Source organism: Chitinophaga varians (assembly GCF_014529945.1).
Taxonomy (GTDB): domain Bacteria; phylum Bacteroidota; class Bacteroidia; order Chitinophagales; family Chitinophagaceae; genus Chitinophaga; species Chitinophaga varians.
In genome coordinates, this window is record NZ_JACVFB010000003.1 from 702,136 (window position 1) to 718,972 (window position 16,837).

The following is a 16,837-nucleotide window of genomic DNA, read 5'->3' on the forward strand; positions in this document are numbered from 1 at the left end:
CATCCTGTTTACAACAGGATGCTTTTTTTTATGCTTCTCTACTTAGTCTTCCTTACGGTTTGTATACCCGTGGACGCCTTTGCTCCAGGAGTATAAAATCAGCCAATACCATGGCAGTTACTGCCTCCAGTACCACCGGCACACGCAGTGCGATGCAAAGGTCGTGACGGCCCTTTACGCTGAAAGTTTCCACCTGTCCGCTGGCGATGTTCAGCGTCTGCTGTTCTTTCGGCGTGCTGGACGTAGGTTTTACCGCGATACGGAATACCAGCGGGTTGCCGTTGCTGATACCGCCTACCACGCCACCGGCGTTGTTGGTCGCTGTTTTACCGGTCTTATCGAGGATAGGATCGTTGTGTTCCAGTCCTTTCATCTTAGCGGCAGCGAAGCCGGCGCCAAACTCGATCCCTTTTACAGCCGGAATGGCAAATACTGCATGTGCCAGCGATGATTCCAGGGAGTCAAAGAATGGTTCCCCCAGACCGATAGGCAGTCCATCTACCACACATTCCACAATACCGCCGACAGAATCTTTTGCTGCGATGGCCGCTTCCAGTCCCTCTTCCGGATTGGCATAACCACCTACTTCCGTGATGGTGGCTTTTACCTGTATGGTATCACCGAGGATTTTTTTAGCGATCACCCCAGCCGCTACCAGGTTGAGCGTAAGCCGGCCACTGAAGTGGCCGCCGCCCCGGTAGTCTTCGAAGCCGCCGAATTTCTCCGTGGCTACAAAGTCGGCATGACCCGGCCGTGGAAACTCGCGCAGCTTTTCATAGTCAGTACTGCGGGTGTTATTGTTTTCAAAGAGGATGGTTACCGGTGCGCCGGTAGTATGATCGTTGAATACGCCTGACTTAATAAAGGGCAGGTCTTCCTCCTTGCGGGGGGTAGTGCCTCTGGAGCCACCTTTACGGCGTTCCAGGTCGGGTAAAAAATCTTCCTGTTTAAGCGGAATGCCGGCCGGTACCCCGTCGATGTTCACACCAACGCTGGCGCCGTGGGATTCTCCGAAAACATTCACCCTGAATAATCTGCCAAAACTGTTCACACACTGATGATTTAAAATTGAATAAAAAGGGGATGCCTAGCTATTGGCCGCTACGGCTACTTTACCTCCCAGCAGTTGCAGGTGGTCGTAGAATTCAGGGTACGACTTATTCACTGCTTCTGCGTTTTCGATAATCACCGGACCGTCGGCTGTGAGGGCTGCTACTGCGCAGGCCATAGCAATACGGTGGTCGTTATGGGAATGTACATGTGCGCCTTTGATACCGGTGCCGCCATGCACGAGCATGATATCACCCTCCAGGTCTATGCGAATGCCCATTTTGCCGAATTCTTCCTGTAAAGTAAGGCCACGGTCACTTTCTTTGTGGGCCAGACGGCTTACCCCTTTAATTTTCGTAGTGCCGTTGCAGTTAGCTGCCAGCGCTACGAGCGGCGGGAACAGGTCCGGACAATCGGTAGCATCTATTTCGAAGGCATTCAGCCCGTTTTGCTGAATATTTACTGTAAACACCCCTGGCAGAATGTGGGTACCTGCTTTTTCCAGGGCTTCCAGAATAGCTTTATCTGACTGTGCAGAAGCGGTATTGAGGTGTTGCACCTCAGCTTTACCGGCTACCGCAGCCGCTACCAGCAGGAAAGCGGCGCCGCTCCAGTCTCCTTCCACCGTATATTCGGTAGCGTTATAGGACTGTTTTTTGCCAAAGCGGAACTGCTCAAAGTTTTGTTCCTCCACCTTTACCCCGAAGTGTTCCATCAATTGCAGGGTTAACGCGATATAAGGCTTGCTTTTAAGATCTTTCACGGTGATGGTCACGTCTTCTGCCGCGGCGCCATAAGCCATCAGCAGGCCGGTGAGGAACTGGGAACTGAGAGAGCCGTCGATGGTAATATCTTTCGGTTGCAGCGGGCCCTCTATATGCAGGGGCAGTTTACCATCCTGGGTGGAGCATTTCACGTCCAGCTGTGGCAGCACTTCTTCAAAAAAGTGCATGGGGCGGGTGGTGAGGCTGCCGTGCCCAACGATAGTGATCGGCATAGAAGCCAGCGCAGCGATAGGCGTAAACATACGGATACCGAGGCCTGACTCTCCGCAGTTGATTTCATCGTAAAATGGTTTTACGCCATGGCTGGTGATTTCAAAATGATCATCTCCCCTTTTGATTCTGGCACCGAGGTTTTCAGCTACCTCGAGTGCTGCCAGGCAATCGTTGCTCAGGCCGGGATTACGGATAATAGTAGTGCCCTTTGCCAGCAGCGCCGCGGCTACCGCGCGTTGCATGGCGCTTTTGGAAGGATTGGCCGTAACGGTACCTTTAACGATGCCGGGTGATACAGTAACTTGCATATATATGTGTCGTCCGCCTTTAGATGTTTAGAAAATAATTACAACGCCTGCAGCAGCAGTTGCAGGTCTGTGATAGGAACAGGCATCGTGGTAGCCGTTCCTATTTTCTCCAGCAGCACAAAATGGATGGCGTCTTTTTCCCGTTTTTTGTCCAGCTTGAAGATATCAAACACCGCTGCTTTGTCGGAGTTAAACGCTACCGGCAACTGATAATCGGTGATCAGCTTTATCAGGCGCAGGGTTTGTTCGTTGGGGAAACCCATCAGTTGTTCGGAGAAACGTGCCGCTGCCACCATGCCGATGGCTACCGCTTTACCATGTGCGATATGCTCCAGTTTCTCTACCGCATGTCCCAGGGTGTGGCCGAAATTAAGCCAGCGGCGTGGGCCGTTCTCAAATTCATCTTCCAGCACCACTTTGGTTTTGGCTGCCACTGATTTTTCCACCAGATATTCCAGCATCGCCACATCCCGTGCCAGCGCCTTTTCCCGGTTGACTTCCAGGTAGTCAAATAGTTCGGCATCCATGATGCAGGCATATTTGATGATCTCTGCGAAGCCGTTGTGCCACTCCTCTGCAGGCATGGTCAGGGGCAGGGCATAATCGAAAAGGATGAATTCAGGCTGACGAATCGTGCCGAGCAGGTTCTTGTGTTTTCCATGGCTGACGCCATTCTTACCACCGATAGACGCATCTACCTGGGCCAGTAAGGTGGAAGGCACAAACCCGAAGGGGATGCCTCTCATGTAGATGCTGGCGGCGAAACCTGCCACGTCTGTGATCATACCGCCACCGATACCGATAAGGGTCGTTTTGCGGTCGGCCTCATGTGCAATCAGTCCGTCGATGACTTTTTCCACCGTGGCCATGTTTTTCTCTTCTTCCCCGGCAGGTACCACGATCTTTTTCCAGTCATGCAGATGATGACCGTGGAGCCTTTCCACGTTTTCATCGATCACGATCACGGCGCGGTTCCGGTCCACATGGTTTCCCAACTGCAGCAGGCTTTCTCCCATCAGATAGGTAGTGGCCTGCTGCTGAAAATTATTGGTTAGCTTTTTCATTCATTGATTTTAGCGATCAGTAAATGATGCTGTTATTTTTCTTCGTTCATCACCCTGTTCTGGCGGTTGATGGATTCCAGGTGCACCGCATCGAAGTATTTCAGGATGAATTCTTTTGTCAGGCCCAGTTTCTCACCTTTAGCGATATTGCGCTCCAGAATTTCATTCCAGCGGTTGGTTTGCAGGATGGTGATGTTATTTTCTTTTTTGTACATACCGATCTTCTCCGCGATTTTCATGCGGTTGCCGAGCAGCAGCATGATTTCATCGTCCACCTGATTGATCTGCGCACGCAGTTTTTCGAGGGCGGTGTTGAAATCTTTTTTATCGGTGTGCTCTCTTCTCCACACGATACCGTCCAGCAGTTCAGCCAATTTTTCAGGTGTCACCTGTTGTTTGGCATCGCTCCAGGCGTTGTCCGGATCTACGTGTGTTTCGAGCATCAGACCATCGTAGTCGAGGTCGATCGCTTCCTGGGAAACTTCCTGCAGGATATCGCGGCGGCCGGAGATATGGCTGGGATCGCAGATCATGGGCAGTTCAGGCATACGGCGTTTCAGCTCGATAGCGAGGTGCCACATGGGCGCATTGCGGTATTGGGTGTTACCGTAGCTGGAGAAGCCGCGGTGAATGAGGCCTACTTTGTTGATGCCTGCTTTCTGGATTCTTTCCACAGCGCCGATCCACAGCTCGAGGTCCGGGTTGATCGGGTTTTTGATCAGTACAGTGGTGTCCACACCTTTCAGTGCATCTGCCACTTCCTGTACAGAGAAGGGGTTTACTGTGGTTCGGGCTCCTACCCACAGGATATCCACACCAAAGTGCAGCGCGTCTTCTACCTGTTTAGCGGTAGCTACTTCCACCGCCAGCGGCAGGCCGGTCAGTTCGCGGGCTTTCTGCAGCCAGGCCAGGCCTTTGGTACCGATGCCTTCGAAAGAGCCCGGACGGGTGCGGGGTTTCCAGATACCGGCGCGCAATACGTCTACTTTACCGGTTTTTTGTAATGCCAGCGCGGTAGCTAAAACCTGCTCTTCTGTTTCAGCGCTGCAGGGGCCGGAGATGATCAACGGCTTTTTATCAGATGAAGGATCTGAGAATTTGGTTTTGGATAATATTTCTTCCATTGTCTGTACCATAAGTATTGAAGTTAAGTAGATTGTTAGAATTTATGTTTACTTCAGGATTTTCCTGATTTTGTTTGATTTCTGGATCAGCTTGTAGAAGGCATCGTAGTCTTCGTTTTCAAGCAGTGATTTCATCTGTTGCAGCTGGTGAATGTGTTCATCGAGCACATCGAGCACGTTGCCACGGTTGTGTTTGAAGATAGGCACCCACATGTCCGGTGAACTTTTTGCGAGACGTACGGTAGATTCAAAACCACCGCTGGCCAGTTCGAAGATGCGGCCGGACTCTTTCTCTTTTTTGAGTACGGTGAGCGCCAGCGCAAAAGAGGTAATGTGGGAGATGTGTGACACGTAAGCGGTGTGCAGGTCGTGCTCTTCTCCGTTCATATATACGGTGCGCATCTGCAGTTTGTCGACCATATCTTCTACCATTTCGAGGGCATCGTCATCGCTGTTTTTCACATCGCAGAGCACCATCGTTTTGTGGGTGAAGAGGTTGCGTATAGCGGCATCGGGGCCGGAATACTCGGTGCCGGCCATCGGGTGGGCCGCCACAAAACGACCGCGATTGGGATGACCGGCAACGAGTTGCAGTATCTTTTGTTTGGTAGAACCAACGTCCATGATCACCTGATTGGCGCGTACCTTGTCCATCAGTTTGGGCAATACCTGTAATACGGCATCTACGGGGATGGCCAGTATCACCAGGTCGGAGCTTTCCAGCGCCTCATCGAGCGGCATGCCTTCATCGATGATGTTCAGTTCTTTGGCCCGTTGCAGGTGCTCCTCGTGCTGGTCTACGCCGATGATCTTATCCGCCACTCCTTTTTCCCGGAGGGTGATAGCCAGCGAGCCGCCGATCAAACCTGTTCCTATTATTGTTACAATCATTTTATCGCAGTTTTTATACGGTCGATGGCTTCCTGGAAAACCTTTTCATCCTGACAGAGGCTTACCCGGACATAGCCGTTACCGTTACTTCCGAAAATACCGCCGGGCGTAATGAATACCCTTGCTTTCTGCAGCACCTCATCGCTGAGCGTATAGCCGTTATCGTAAGTATCCGGAATGCTTGCCCATACGAACATCCCTACCTGGTTTTTATCGTAGGAGCATTGCAGCAGGTCCAGCAGCTGGAATACTTTTTCGCGGCGGCCGCGGTATATTTTGTTGAGCTCATCGTACCATTCAGGGCCCAGTTGCAGTGCTTTTACAGCGGCCATCTGCAGCGGCTGGAACATACCGGAGTCCATATTACTTTTAAAGCGGAGCACATCAGCGATCCATGTTGCATTGCCCACCAGCATACCTACGCGCCAGCCGGCCATATTGGAGGACTTGCTGAGGGAGTTGAGCTCCAGTACCACGTCCCGTGCGCCTTCAAACTGTAACAGGCTTTCAGGCTGTTCATTGAGGATGAAGCTATAGGGGTTGTCGTGGCAGATCAGGATATGGTGCGCTTTCGCGAAAGCGATCAGCTTTGCCGCAAATTCCCTGTTTACTTTGGCGCCGGTAGGCATATGTGGATAATTCACCCACATGATTTTCACCCGGCTCAGGTCTTTTTTGGCCAGTGCGTCCAGATCAGGGAGCCAGCCGTTTTCCGCCACCAGATCGTAGTCCACCACGGTGGCGCCGCTCAGGTTTACTGCGGAGCGGTAGGTAGGATAACCCGGATTAGGGATCAGTGCTTCGTCGCCGGCCTGGAGGTAGGTCATGCAGATGTGCATGATGCCTTCCTTGGACCCGATGAGTGGCAGTACTTCAGCGTCCGGGTTCAGTTGCACCCCGTAATAACGCTGATACCAGTCGGCCATAGCCTTACGCAGTGCCGGGATACCTTTGTAGCCCTGGTATGCGTGGGTATTGGGAAGGGCAGCCTGTTCATGGAGCGCCTCCACCACGGATGGATGCGGGGGCAGGTCCGGGCTTCCGATACCCAGATTAATGACTTTTGGACCGTTTTGGTTCATTTCGTCTATTTCCCGCAGTTTTTTAGAGAAATAGTACTCTTCTGTTCCCTGTAATCTTTTAGCAACCTGTATCTGCATATGCCTGATTTCTGAATACTGATTAATGTGTTTTGCCTTTTCTGTAGATGCCCAGCACTTTGAGATTTTCGGTGAGCGGCGCTATTTTTTCCAGTGCTTTTTCGAAATGTGCCGGATTTTCAAACTCCATATCGGCATGGAAGTAATAGTTCCATTCTTTTGCCGGGATGGGAAAAGACTGCAGCTTGGATAAGTTGATACCTGCCTCGGCTATTTTGGTCAGCACTTTGGCGAGGGTACCCCGATCGTGGCTGGTATGAAAATATACGGAGGCTTTATTGGCGTCCGGCGCTACGGGTACAGCAGTACGGGACAGCGCCAGGAAACGGGTATAGTTGTTTTTGTTGGTCTGAATGTTTGGTGCGATGATGTCCAGCTCATAGATTTCAGCGGCCAGTTTACCGGCAATTGCCGCTACGCTTTTCAGTTTTTTCTGGCGGATGTGTTTAGCGCTGAGTGCGGTATCCTCTGTTTCCACCAGCTTGATGTGCGGATGTTTTTCGAGGAAGTCGATACACTGCAAAAGAGCCATGGGGTGGGAATGTACCTCGCGGATATCTTCCAGTTGCTGACCGGGCAGGACCATCAGATGCTGATTGATCTGCAGGTAAACTTCGCCGGTCACATGCAGGCCGGAATTTTTGAGGAGGCTGTAGTTAGGTAAGATACTGCCGGCGATGGAATTTTCGATGGCCATGATACCTGCATCTACGGCGGGGTCCTGTTTTACCTTACGTACCAGTTCGGAAAAGGTAGCACAGGCTTCAATATCGGTTTGTTTTCCGAAGAAACTCTGAGCAGCGATCTGGTGGAAAGCACCTTCAAACCCTTGTATGGCAATTTTCATGTGTATGGAGTTGATTGTTTATTGTTTTATAGTTGCTGTAGCAACTAGCTATTTGAAACAAGAAGGGCCCCGTCTCCGGGACCCTTTGCTTTATTTTACCTGTATGTAAAGTATTTTATTGCAAACGAGTCCCCTGCTTCTTCGCAAAAAAGAAGTAATAAAAATAATAAGTGTTAAAGTGACGGTTTGACATATAGAGTATTTTGATAATTAAAAAGCCTCCCGTTTCCGCGGGAGGCTTTTTGTAGTTTCTTTTATGTTTTTACTTACAAACGACCTCCCTATTCCTGGTACCAGAAATAATAGAAGCCAAAAAATCCGAAAGTCGCTTGTGTAGTCATATGCTCTTTTTGAACGTGTTACAAAAATACGGCACGATTTTAATTATCCAAGCGTCTGATATAAAAAATACATTTTTTTAAATAATAAGGGTCGATTTTTGAATTTAATCTAAAATTGAAGAAAAAGAGGAACAGTAGCGTCACGCAAAGGTGCAAAAAGAGCAAAGGAGCAAAGACCGGATTTGACCGAATTTCAGGAAAACAAAGAAGTAAAAATTGAATTTGTGTATAAAAAAAGACCGCTATGGCCATAGCCATAGCGGTCATATAAAAATTAATCAGATATTGCTAATTAGTGTTTAGCAGCAGCAGAGTCAACTTTAGCAGCAACTGAGTCAACTTTTGCAGCAGCTGAGTCAACAACAGCAGCAGCACCAGCAGCAGCAGAATCAATTTTAGCAGCAGCTGAATCGATTACAGCGCCAGCGTTAGTTGCAGTAGAGTCAGTAGCAGGTTTTTCACCACCGCCGCAAGCTACAGCGAACAGACCGAAAGACAGAGCCAGGAAACCAAGTTTAATTACGTTCTTCATCGTACAAATAATTTAAGGTGTTTTTTGAATGATTTACCCTTTATACCGGAGTAACCCAAAAGGTAACCCAAACTTTTAAAAAATTTTTTTTTCGGTACTTTGGGTTACCAAATGCCTAATAACCGTATTAAGAGTGAAGCAACATCAAGACATAACAAGAGACAGGGAATTATTGCTGGGATTGGCAAAGAGCGATGATAAGTCATTGGAAACCATCTACTCAGAGAATTTTCCGGCCGTGCTGCGCATGATTTTACAACACAATGGCAGCGAAGACGACGCCAAAGATGTTTTCCAGGAAGCGATCATCATTCTATATGAAAAGGCCTGCGAAGGTAATTTCAACCTGACCAGCCGGCTAAAAACTTTCCTTTATTCCGTTTGCCGCCATATTTGGCTGAAAAAGGTACAAAGCACTTATGGGCTTTATGCCATTCCCCCGGAAATGGAGGAGACGATTCCGGCCGCCGAGGTGGTAGACGAGCACAGCACCAAAGACGAACAGTTCCGTATTATGGAAAGTGCGATGGGCAGCATTGGCGAACCATGTAAGACCATTCTGGAAGATTATTATATACAGAAGAAGTCCATGCAGGAAATCGCGGAGAAATTCGGCTATACCAACGCCGAAAATGCTAAAAATCAGAAGTATAAATGTCTGATGCGCCTGAAGAAGTTATTTTTTGATCAGTATAATACATCCTTATAAGCAGCAACGGCCATGAAAGATGACATGAATTTATTACGTGAAATTGAACGTTACCTGGAAGGGGAAATGAGCGGACAGGAAAAAGCCGTTTTTGAAGAACTGCGTAAAAACAATCCGCAAATCAACCGTCAGGTAGAAGAGCAACAGTTTTTCCTGCAGCAGCTGCAACATTTTGGCCAGCGCCAGTCGCTTCAGGCTAAAATGGACCACCTTCACCGGCAACTGGATATGCCGACCCTGCGTAAACAAGCCCAGGAAGAAAACCTGGCCGCCAAAAGGGTATCTATCCGCCGCCGCACGATCACCAACCTGGCCGCCGCCGCCTGTATCGCACTGGTCACTTCTCTGTCTACCATCGCGGTACTGCAAAACGCAGCCAAAAACAAATCTACCGCCCAGTACGAGGACGTCAGAAGAGTGCTGAATAATATCCAGCGCTCCCAGAATGCCCTTATCAACGATATCAATAATAAAAGTAAAGCACCGACTAATCCAGGTACTTACGGTGGCACTGGTTTCGCAGTATCCGGTAACGGTTATATTGTGACCAACTATCATGTAGTGGCCGGCGCCGATTCGGTATATGTACAGAATAATAAAGGTGAAGCTTTTAAGGCTGTCAGCGTTTTTGAAGATATCTCCAGCGATCTGGCGGTACTGAGAATTGCCGACTCCACCTTCAAAAGCCAACCCCTGCCCTACGCACTGAAACCTCAGAACGCGAAACTGGGCGAAGAAGTTTTCACCATGGGCTTCCCCCGCGATGAAATCGTTTACGGCAAAGGTTACATCAGTGCAAAGACCGGCTTCAACGGTGATACTACTGCCTATCAGGTGTCTATCCCGGTTAACCCCGGCAACAGCGGCGCTCCTCTGTTAGACAACCAGGGTGATGTGGTGGGTATCGTTACAGGCAAACAAACCACTTCCGACGGTATCGCCTTCGCAGTGAAATCGGCCCACCTGAAACGGTTGCTCGATGAAATGCCGAAAGATAAAAGCATGAAAAAGGAAATGGCCCGTAAAAGTCATCTGGAAGGGTTAAACAGACTGGATCAGATCAAAAAGCTGGAAGAGTTTGTATATATGGTGAAGGTCTATAATTAAGTTTGAACACAATAGCATATAAATCAAAAGGGTGAAGACTTCGGCTTGTTCTTCACCCTTTTTTATTTTGATATTTTAGTATTTGGCTATTGGGTTATTTTTTCTTCCAGGCTTTGTATTTGTCAGTAATCCAGTACAGCAGGTCGTTATGACCGATTGTCCGCATGGTTTCGTAATCCGGATAGTTATCCCGCATGAACAGTTGCAGGGAATCTCCTTTCAGTCCGGTAACCTGACTAACCAGTACCGGGGTAAAGCGGGAGTCAATATATTTCTCCTTTTCCATCTCCTCATAATTCTTTTTGAACTGTCTTTTTTGTTTCTCGCTCTTGGAATAACGGGTAAACGGACTGAAGACAATACCGGCTCCCTGTGGTGTACTGCCGCCGGCCAGCGGTTTATTGGGCAGGTCCAGCAAATATCCGTACTGCCGGCGACGCTCCAGTGAGTCCAGCTGATAAGGCGTATACTGAGAGGACACTTCTACTCCTTTCAGGAAACGACTGGCCACGACCAGTTTTACGTTGATCGTTTGGGTACCGGTTGTCTGCGTAACTTTTACCGTGTCGGGCAGATAACCGACGAACGTGAAAACGATCTTGTCATTCCGGGTTGCGTCTATCCTGTAAAAACCACCCTGATCAGATAATGAATGTCTGCCTGTTGTCAGGTTGGTAATAGTGGCGTATGGCAGCACCAGTTTGTTGCTGTCTGAAATCTGTCCGGTTACGATGACCTGTGCTTTCGCGGCAAAAGGGAACAATATCCCGGCGATGCAACCCAGCAACAGAATACGCATGTGAGCCTTCATAAAATTGTAAGTGTTTTTAATCCTGACTATCCTTCCTCTCCCTGAACAACCAATACGATAAGTGTATTGTTCATCTCCATTCCAGCCCACAATTTAAATAAATTGAGGCGGTTGTTAAAAAACAAATCCTCCGGCCAGGCGACCGGAGGACGTTCATATTACGAAGCGAAGCTGTTATTACACCGTGATTTTTATCCTGGTATCGAAGGTCCTGTCGTCACCGGCTGCCAGGGTGACCAGCCCGATGCCATTATTAAAGGCATTGGGGGCCCCGCTGAGGTTTTCCACAGCGATGCTGTTGCGGTGCGGCGGTATGTAAACCTGTAAAACCGGATAGTGATCGCCGGGGAAAAAGTCGATCTGGATATTTTTCACCGGATCCAGCAGGGAAGCAAGTGGTTGCGCCTGCGAAAAGTCCAGCACAAAGGAGTTATCCAGTTCCACGCCCGCTAGTTTTTTACCTTTTACAAATTCTGTGTAAGGCAATACTTTTCCTGTGGGGATCAGTTTGGCGTCGAACTCGACGATTTCTTTAGAGGCGAAGGTGAGCACCAGTTCATCTACCGGCGTACCGGTAGAGAAATAAGGATGCCATCCGTCCATCACCGGGATAGAAGTGTCACTGTGGTTGATCACTTTGGTGGTCACCCGCAGCTCATTGCCCGGCAGCAGTGTATAGGTAGCCTGACAGTCGTAGCTGAAAGGATAACCGGTATCTTCTTCGCGGAAACGATAAGCGAGGGTAACGGACGCCTCCTGAGCAGCAGCATTTTGTGCTGTTACGGTAAATTTTGCATCATACAACAGGCCATGGATGGCGTTTCCGGGCGCTATCGTTTTTTCGATGCTATAAGCACTGCCCTGCCATTCATACGCCGCGTCTTTGATACGGCAGGCAAAAGGACTCAGTTTTACGCTTTTAAAACTGGTGTGCAGATTTTCCCGAAGATCTTCCAGGCTGCTATAGCTGTCTATCAGGTTGATCAGTTTACCCTGACGGCGCACCTTAAAAGCATGCAGCAACGCACCATGGGCCGGCACGATCTCTACCTGTGTGCCGCTTTGTTCATCAGTAAGGGCAATGATATCAAATCCTGCCTCATGAAAAGTGTTGATTGTCATTGTTCATTGTTTTGTTCACGCAAAGGCGCTAAGCAGCCAAGGCGCTAAGATAAAATAAGTAGTAAAAGTTTTTCTTTGCCACTTTGCTGCTTTGCGCCTTTGCGTGATTAAATACATCCGTTGATGATATTTTCCAGCCATTCCTGCTTTCCGCTGATCTGGGCAGGTTCTCCGTTGGCAGCGGCGATATTGCGGAGGTCTTCCAGGGTGAGCTTCCCTTCTTCGAAAGCTTTTCCGTTGCCGGTATCGAAGGAGGCGTAGCGGTCTGTCCTGAATTTTTTATAGGCCGTTTTAGTCAGTACTTTTTCAGCGATGATGGCCGCTCTCGCGAAAGCATCGATACCACCGATGTGCGCGTGGAAGATATCTTCCAGGTCGGTGGAGTTACGGCGGGTTTTGGCGTCGAAGTTAACGCCGCCGCCGGCAAAACCGCCTGCTTCCAGGATGATGAGCATACTCTCTACCAGTTCATTCAGCTGGGTGGGGAACTGATCGGTGTCCCAACCATTCTGATAGTCACCGCGATTGGCATCGATGCTGCCCAGCATGCCGGCGTCCACCGCTACCTGCAGCTCATGCTGGAAGGTGTGGCCGGCGAGCGTAGCGTGGTTTACCTCAATATTCAGTTTAAAATCTTTGTCCAGTCCATAATGACGCAGGAAGCCGATCACGGTCGCGCTGTCATAATCGTACTGATGTTTGGTCGGTTCGCAGGGCTTGGGCTCTATAAAGAAAGTGCCTTTGAAGCCCTGTTTGCGGGCATAATCACGGGCTATGGACAGGAAGCGGGCCAGGTGTTCCTGTTCCCGTTTCATATTGGTGTTGAGCAGGGTCATATATCCTTCGCGGCCGCCCCAGAAAACATAGTTTTCTCCGTTCAGTGCGATGGTGGCATCGAGTGCGTTTTTCACCTGTGTACCGGCATGGGCCAGTGCGGCAAAATCGGGGTTGGTGGCAGCCCCGTTCATATAGCGGGGATGGCTGAACACATTGGCTGTGCCCCAGAGCAGCTTCACGCCGCTGACATCCTGTTTTTGTTTGGCATAGTCAACGATCTGCTGCATACGGCTTTCATATTCGGCGATGGTAGCGCCTTCGTCTACAAGGTCGATGTCATGGAAACAATAATATGGCAGGCCCAGTTTGGTGATGAATTCAAAAGCTGCATCCATTTTGTCTTTTGCGCTTTGCATCGGATCTGCAGACACCAGCCAGGGGAAATGTTTGGTACCCGGACCGAAAGGATCGCCGCCGGTGCCGCAGAAGGTATGCCAGTAACATACGGCAAAGCGGAACAGTTCTTTCATGGATTTGCCGGCGATGAGGCGGTGCTCATCATACCAGCGGTATGCCAGCGGATTGTCTGATTCCGGCCCTTCGTAGCGGATTTGACCGATGCCTTTGAAGTATTCGTGGTTTCCAAGTGTAATGCTCATAATAGTGGATTTTAAAATATCGTTTATTATTCACCGTTAGCCAGCAACGAACGCAGTCGGCCCAGCCAATGGCTGTAAGCTGTTGCATAACGTTCGCGCTGCCGGTTATCCGGTTCTATTACAGCGAGACATTCCATGCCCCTGAAGGCTTCTTTGACGGACAGATAACCAGCTCCTACCGCGGCACCTCTTGCTGCCCCCTGTGCTCCGTCTGTATTATATAGTTCGATGGCGACGTTGGCCGTGTTGGCAAAAACTTCGCGGAAGAGCGGGCTGAGGAACATATTAGCGTGACCGGCCCGCACGCGGTGTATATCGAGGCCCATGTCTTTCATGATGTCCAGCCCGTAATTCAGTCCGAAGACGATGCCTTCCTGTACAGCCCTCAACAGGTGTGCCCGTTGGTGCCGGTTGAAGTCGAGGCCACTGACAGTGGCGCCGATGCTTTTGTTGCCCAGTATTCTTTCCGCCCCGTTGCCAAAGGGAAATACCAGCAGACCGTCGGCGCCTGCGGGGGCCTGTGTGGCGGCTTCATTCATATCCGCATAGCTGATATCGCCGATCATATTGCGCAGCCAGGAGTTGGCGATACCGGTACCGTTGAGGCACATCAGCACGCCATCGCGGGTATGCTGCGGACCATTATTTACATGTACAAAAGTATTGACGCGGCTTTCCCGGTCGAAGGTATGCTGATCATGTACCGCATATACCACGCCGGAAGTACCGGCAGTGGTGGCTGCTTCGCCCGGTTCCAGTACATTGAGTGAAAAAGCGTTGTTGGGTTGGTCGCCGGCGCGATAGGTGACGGGCGTGCCGGGCAGCAGTTGCAACGTTGCGGCAGCCGCGGCTGTCAACCGGCCCTGTGTACCAAAAGCAGGAACAATCGTGGCCAGCAGTTGCGGGCTGATTTGATAGTGGTCCAGCAGCGCGGTGTTGACAGTGTTACCCGGAAAATCCCAGAAAGTGCCTTCAGAGAGGCCTGACACGGTGGTGGTTGTTTCACCGGTGAGTTTCAGGGCGATAAAATCGCCGGGAAGCATCACTTTATGAATCCGTTCGTAAACATGCGGTTCGTTTTCGTATATCCATCGCAGTTTGGAAGCGGTAAAATTGCCGGGGGAATTGAGCAGGTGGGAAAGGCAGTAGGGCTCACCCAATGTGGTGAATGCTTTATGGCCGATGTCCACGGCGCGGCTGTCGCACCAGATAATAGCGGGGCGCAGTACCTGCATATCTTTATCCACACAGACGAGGCCGTGCATCTGATAGGCGATGCCTATTCCTTTGACCATGGCCGGATCGAAAGGATGTTGCCGGCGCAGGAGTGCGGTGGCGTTCACCACCTCCTGCCACCAGCTTTCCGGGTCCTGTTCCGCCCAATCAGGATGCGGGACCAGGATAGGCATCTCGCGGGACGGACTGGTGGCCGTTGCCAGGCAACGACCGGTGTCTGCGTCCAGTAATGCCGCTTTGATAGAAGAAGAGCCTATATCATACCCGATAAAATACATACCTGTTGTGAATAACGATTACCAGTAAACGGTATACAGCGCAATGAGGATACCGATGATAAACAAAGCACCAATGGTAAACGGCATCGCTGTTTTAAACATGCTGCTGTCGATTTCCAGTCCTTTCGGATTGTTTTTGCTGGAAGGATCGGCCAGAGAGATAATGATCATACCCACCACACAAATCACGAACACCACGCCCATACGATCGATGAACGCCATTTCATAAACGCCGGCAGCATTGGGAGCGGCCCAGCCAAACTGATAGAGCGGTTGCAGGTCTACCCACATCGGCAGGAACTTCAGCACAAAGGACATCAGTAAGCCGACGATCATGGCAAACAGGGCGGCGTTGGAGGTAGTGCGTTTCCAGAAGAAGCCCATGATGAACATGGCAAACACGCCTGGCGACACAAAGCCGGTATATTCCTGAATGAACTGGAAACCACCTTTTTTATCGATACCGAGGAAGTTGGACAGAATAATGGCCAGCACCATGGCGACGATCACCGTCGTACGTCCTACCTTTACTACTTTCTGTTCATCAGCATCTTTATGATATATCTTCTTATAAATATCTAGGGTAAAAATGGTGGAGATACTGTTGGCTTTACCCGCCAGAGAAGCCACCACCGCAGCTGTAAGCGCCGCAAATGCCAATCCTTTCAGGCCACTGGGCAGGAGATTGAGCAATACGGGGTAGGCATTGTCCGGGTTCATGGAACCACCCTGCATCATCTCCTGATGGTACAGGCCCTGCTGATGCAGCACATAAGCCGCGATGCCCGGCAATACCACAATGATAGGCATGAGCAGCTTCAGGAAACCGGCAAACAGCAGGCCGCTGCGGGCTGTTTTCAGATCGGCGCCCAGTGCACGCTGTGTGATGTACTGGTTACAGCCCCAGTAGTTGAGGTTCACGATCCACATACCCCCCACGAGGATACTTAATCCCGGCAGGTCGAGGTAGTGAGCATCATTCTTTTTGAAGATCATGTGAAAATGATCATCGGCATGCTGATGCAGCAGGCTGAAACCCTGCATTACACCGCTTCCGCCAAAATGTTTTGCCACCAGGTCCAGCGCCAGATAGGTCGTCGCCAGGCCGCCGAGGATCAGGAAAAACACCTGTATCACGTCCGTATAACCGATTACCTTCATACCACCGAGTGTGATCAGCACCGCAAAGAAAGACAGCGCTATCATACAGACATAAAAATCGATGCCGGAGATTTTATTGATGGCCAATGCACCCAGATAAAGGATGGACGTGAGGTTTACCACCACGTACAACAGCAGCCAGAACACCGCCATGATGGTACTTACCGTCTGGTTGTACCGCCGCTCCAGAAACTGGGGCATGGTGTAGATTTTGTTTTTCAGGTAGATGGGCAGGAAGAAAACTGCCACTACGATCAGGGTGGCAGCCGCCATCCATTCATAGGTGGAGATAGCCAGGCCCATAGTGAAACCTGAGCCGGACATACCGATAAACTGTTCCGCCGAGATATTGGAGGCAATCAGGGAGGCGCCGATAGCCCACCATGTCAGGGAGCCTTCTGCCAGGAAAAAGTCTTTGGAATCCGTTGTCGCCTTCTTTTTCTTCTGATAGATATAATACCCGTAGCCGGCCACTATTACAAAATACACCAGGAATACCAGGTAATCGACGTAGTGAAGTAAGTTTGGTTGCATAAATGTTCAAACGTGGTTTGTATAATAAATTTGGCGGATCAATATAGTGAAATAAATGTATTAAATACGCTTATGCACCATAAAAAGCTAAAACTAAAAACCGCAGCTTGACTGCGGTTTCCCCAAGA

At 49.9% G+C, this 16,837-nt stretch carries 15 protein-coding genes; 2 read left to right on the forward strand and 13 right to left on the reverse strand.

All coding sequences use genetic code 11. The annotated features are described in order from the left end of the window. Nucleotides 1-52: 52 nt before the first annotated feature. The 8 genes from ICL55_RS17270 to ICL55_RS17300 all read right to left on the reverse strand — a co-directional run bounded on the left by ICL55_RS17270 (nt 53) and on the right by ICL55_RS17300 (nt 8,315). On the reverse strand, nt 53-1,051 hold the full coding sequence (locus tag ICL55_RS17270) for a chorismate synthase (RefSeq protein ID WP_188099481.1): 999 nt from the start codon (nt 1,049-1,051) through the stop codon (nt 53-55). 36 nt (nt 1,052-1,087) lie between these two features. Continuing rightward, nucleotides 1,088-2,356, reverse strand: a complete 1,269-nt coding sequence (aroA, locus tag ICL55_RS17275) for a 3-phosphoshikimate 1-carboxyvinyltransferase (RefSeq protein ID WP_188099483.1) — start codon at nt 2,354-2,356, stop codon at nt 1,088-1,090. A 38-nt stretch (nt 2,357-2,394) separates the two neighbouring features. Continuing rightward, a complete protein-coding gene (gene aroB / locus ICL55_RS17280; protein WP_188099485.1) occupies nt 2,395-3,420 on the reverse strand; it encodes a 3-dehydroquinate synthase in 1,026 nt (341 codons plus the stop codon). A 32-nt stretch (nt 3,421-3,452) separates the two neighbouring features. Further along, nucleotides 3,453-4,556, reverse strand: a complete 1,104-nt coding sequence (locus tag ICL55_RS35090; RefSeq protein ID WP_240976009.1) for a chorismate mutase — start codon at nt 4,554-4,556, stop codon at nt 3,453-3,455. Nucleotides 4,557-4,592: 36 nt separating this feature from the next. Continuing rightward, nucleotides 4,593-5,435 (reverse strand): prephenate dehydrogenase, encoded by an 843-nt coding sequence (locus tag ICL55_RS35095; protein ID WP_223151482.1) that lies wholly within the window; start codon nt 5,433-5,435, stop codon nt 4,593-4,595. Further along, entirely contained in the window at nt 5,432-6,595 is a 1,164-nt protein-coding gene (locus tag ICL55_RS17290) for a pyridoxal phosphate-dependent aminotransferase (RefSeq protein ID WP_188099487.1), read from the reverse strand. Before ICL55_RS17290 ends, ICL55_RS35095 begins: the two co-directional genes overlap by 4 nt. A gap of 22 nt (nt 6,596-6,617) precedes the next feature. After that, nucleotides 6,618-7,442: a prephenate dehydratase gene (locus ICL55_RS17295; protein ID WP_188099490.1), complete on the reverse strand. Its 825-nt coding sequence runs from the start codon at nt 7,440-7,442 to the stop codon at nt 6,618-6,620. A gap of 633 nt (nt 7,443-8,075) precedes the next feature. Beyond that, on the reverse strand, nt 8,076-8,315 hold the full coding sequence (locus ICL55_RS17300) for a hypothetical protein (RefSeq protein WP_188099491.1): 240 nt from the start codon (nt 8,313-8,315) through the stop codon (nt 8,076-8,078). A gap of 133 nt (nt 8,316-8,448) precedes the next feature. Between ICL55_RS17300 and ICL55_RS17305 the strand changes: the two genes are divergently transcribed. Continuing rightward, nucleotides 8,449-9,024, forward strand: a complete 576-nt coding sequence (locus tag ICL55_RS17305; protein ID WP_188099493.1) for a sigma-70 family RNA polymerase sigma factor — start codon at nt 8,449-8,451, stop codon at nt 9,022-9,024. Nucleotides 9,025-9,036: 12 nt separating this feature from the next. Next, complete coding sequence (locus ICL55_RS17310; RefSeq protein ID WP_223151483.1) at nt 9,037-10,131, forward strand: S1C family serine protease; 1,095 nt, start codon at nt 9,037-9,039, stop codon at nt 10,129-10,131. A gap of 94 nt (nt 10,132-10,225) precedes the next feature. Here ICL55_RS17310 and ICL55_RS17315 read toward each other — a convergent pair whose 3' ends face one another. From ICL55_RS17315 to ICL55_RS17335, 5 genes are all read right to left on the reverse strand, one after another. Beyond that, entirely contained in the window at nt 10,226-10,942 is a 717-nt protein-coding gene (locus tag ICL55_RS17315) for a carboxypeptidase-like regulatory domain-containing protein (protein WP_188099496.1), read from the reverse strand. 177 nt (nt 10,943-11,119) lie between these two features. Further along, nucleotides 11,120-12,064 carry an aldose 1-epimerase gene (locus ICL55_RS17320; protein WP_188099498.1) on the reverse strand — a complete coding sequence of 315 codons (945 nt, stop codon included), beginning with the start codon at nt 12,062-12,064 and terminating at the stop codon, nt 11,120-11,122. 107 nt (nt 12,065-12,171) lie between these two features. Beyond that, nucleotides 12,172-13,500: a xylose isomerase gene (xylA, locus tag ICL55_RS17325; RefSeq protein ID WP_188099500.1), complete on the reverse strand. Its 1,329-nt coding sequence runs from the start codon at nt 13,498-13,500 to the stop codon at nt 12,172-12,174. 26 nt (nt 13,501-13,526) lie between these two features. Continuing rightward, the gene (locus tag ICL55_RS17330) at nt 13,527-15,014 is read right to left on the reverse strand and encodes a xylulokinase (RefSeq protein WP_188099502.1); all 1,488 of its coding nucleotides are present in this window, start codon (nt 15,012-15,014) and stop codon (nt 13,527-13,529) included. 18 nt (nt 15,015-15,032) lie between these two features. After that, entirely contained in the window at nt 15,033-16,709 is a 1,677-nt protein-coding gene (locus ICL55_RS17335) for a sodium/sugar symporter (protein ID WP_188099504.1), read from the reverse strand. Nucleotides 16,710-16,837 lie beyond the last annotated feature (128 nt).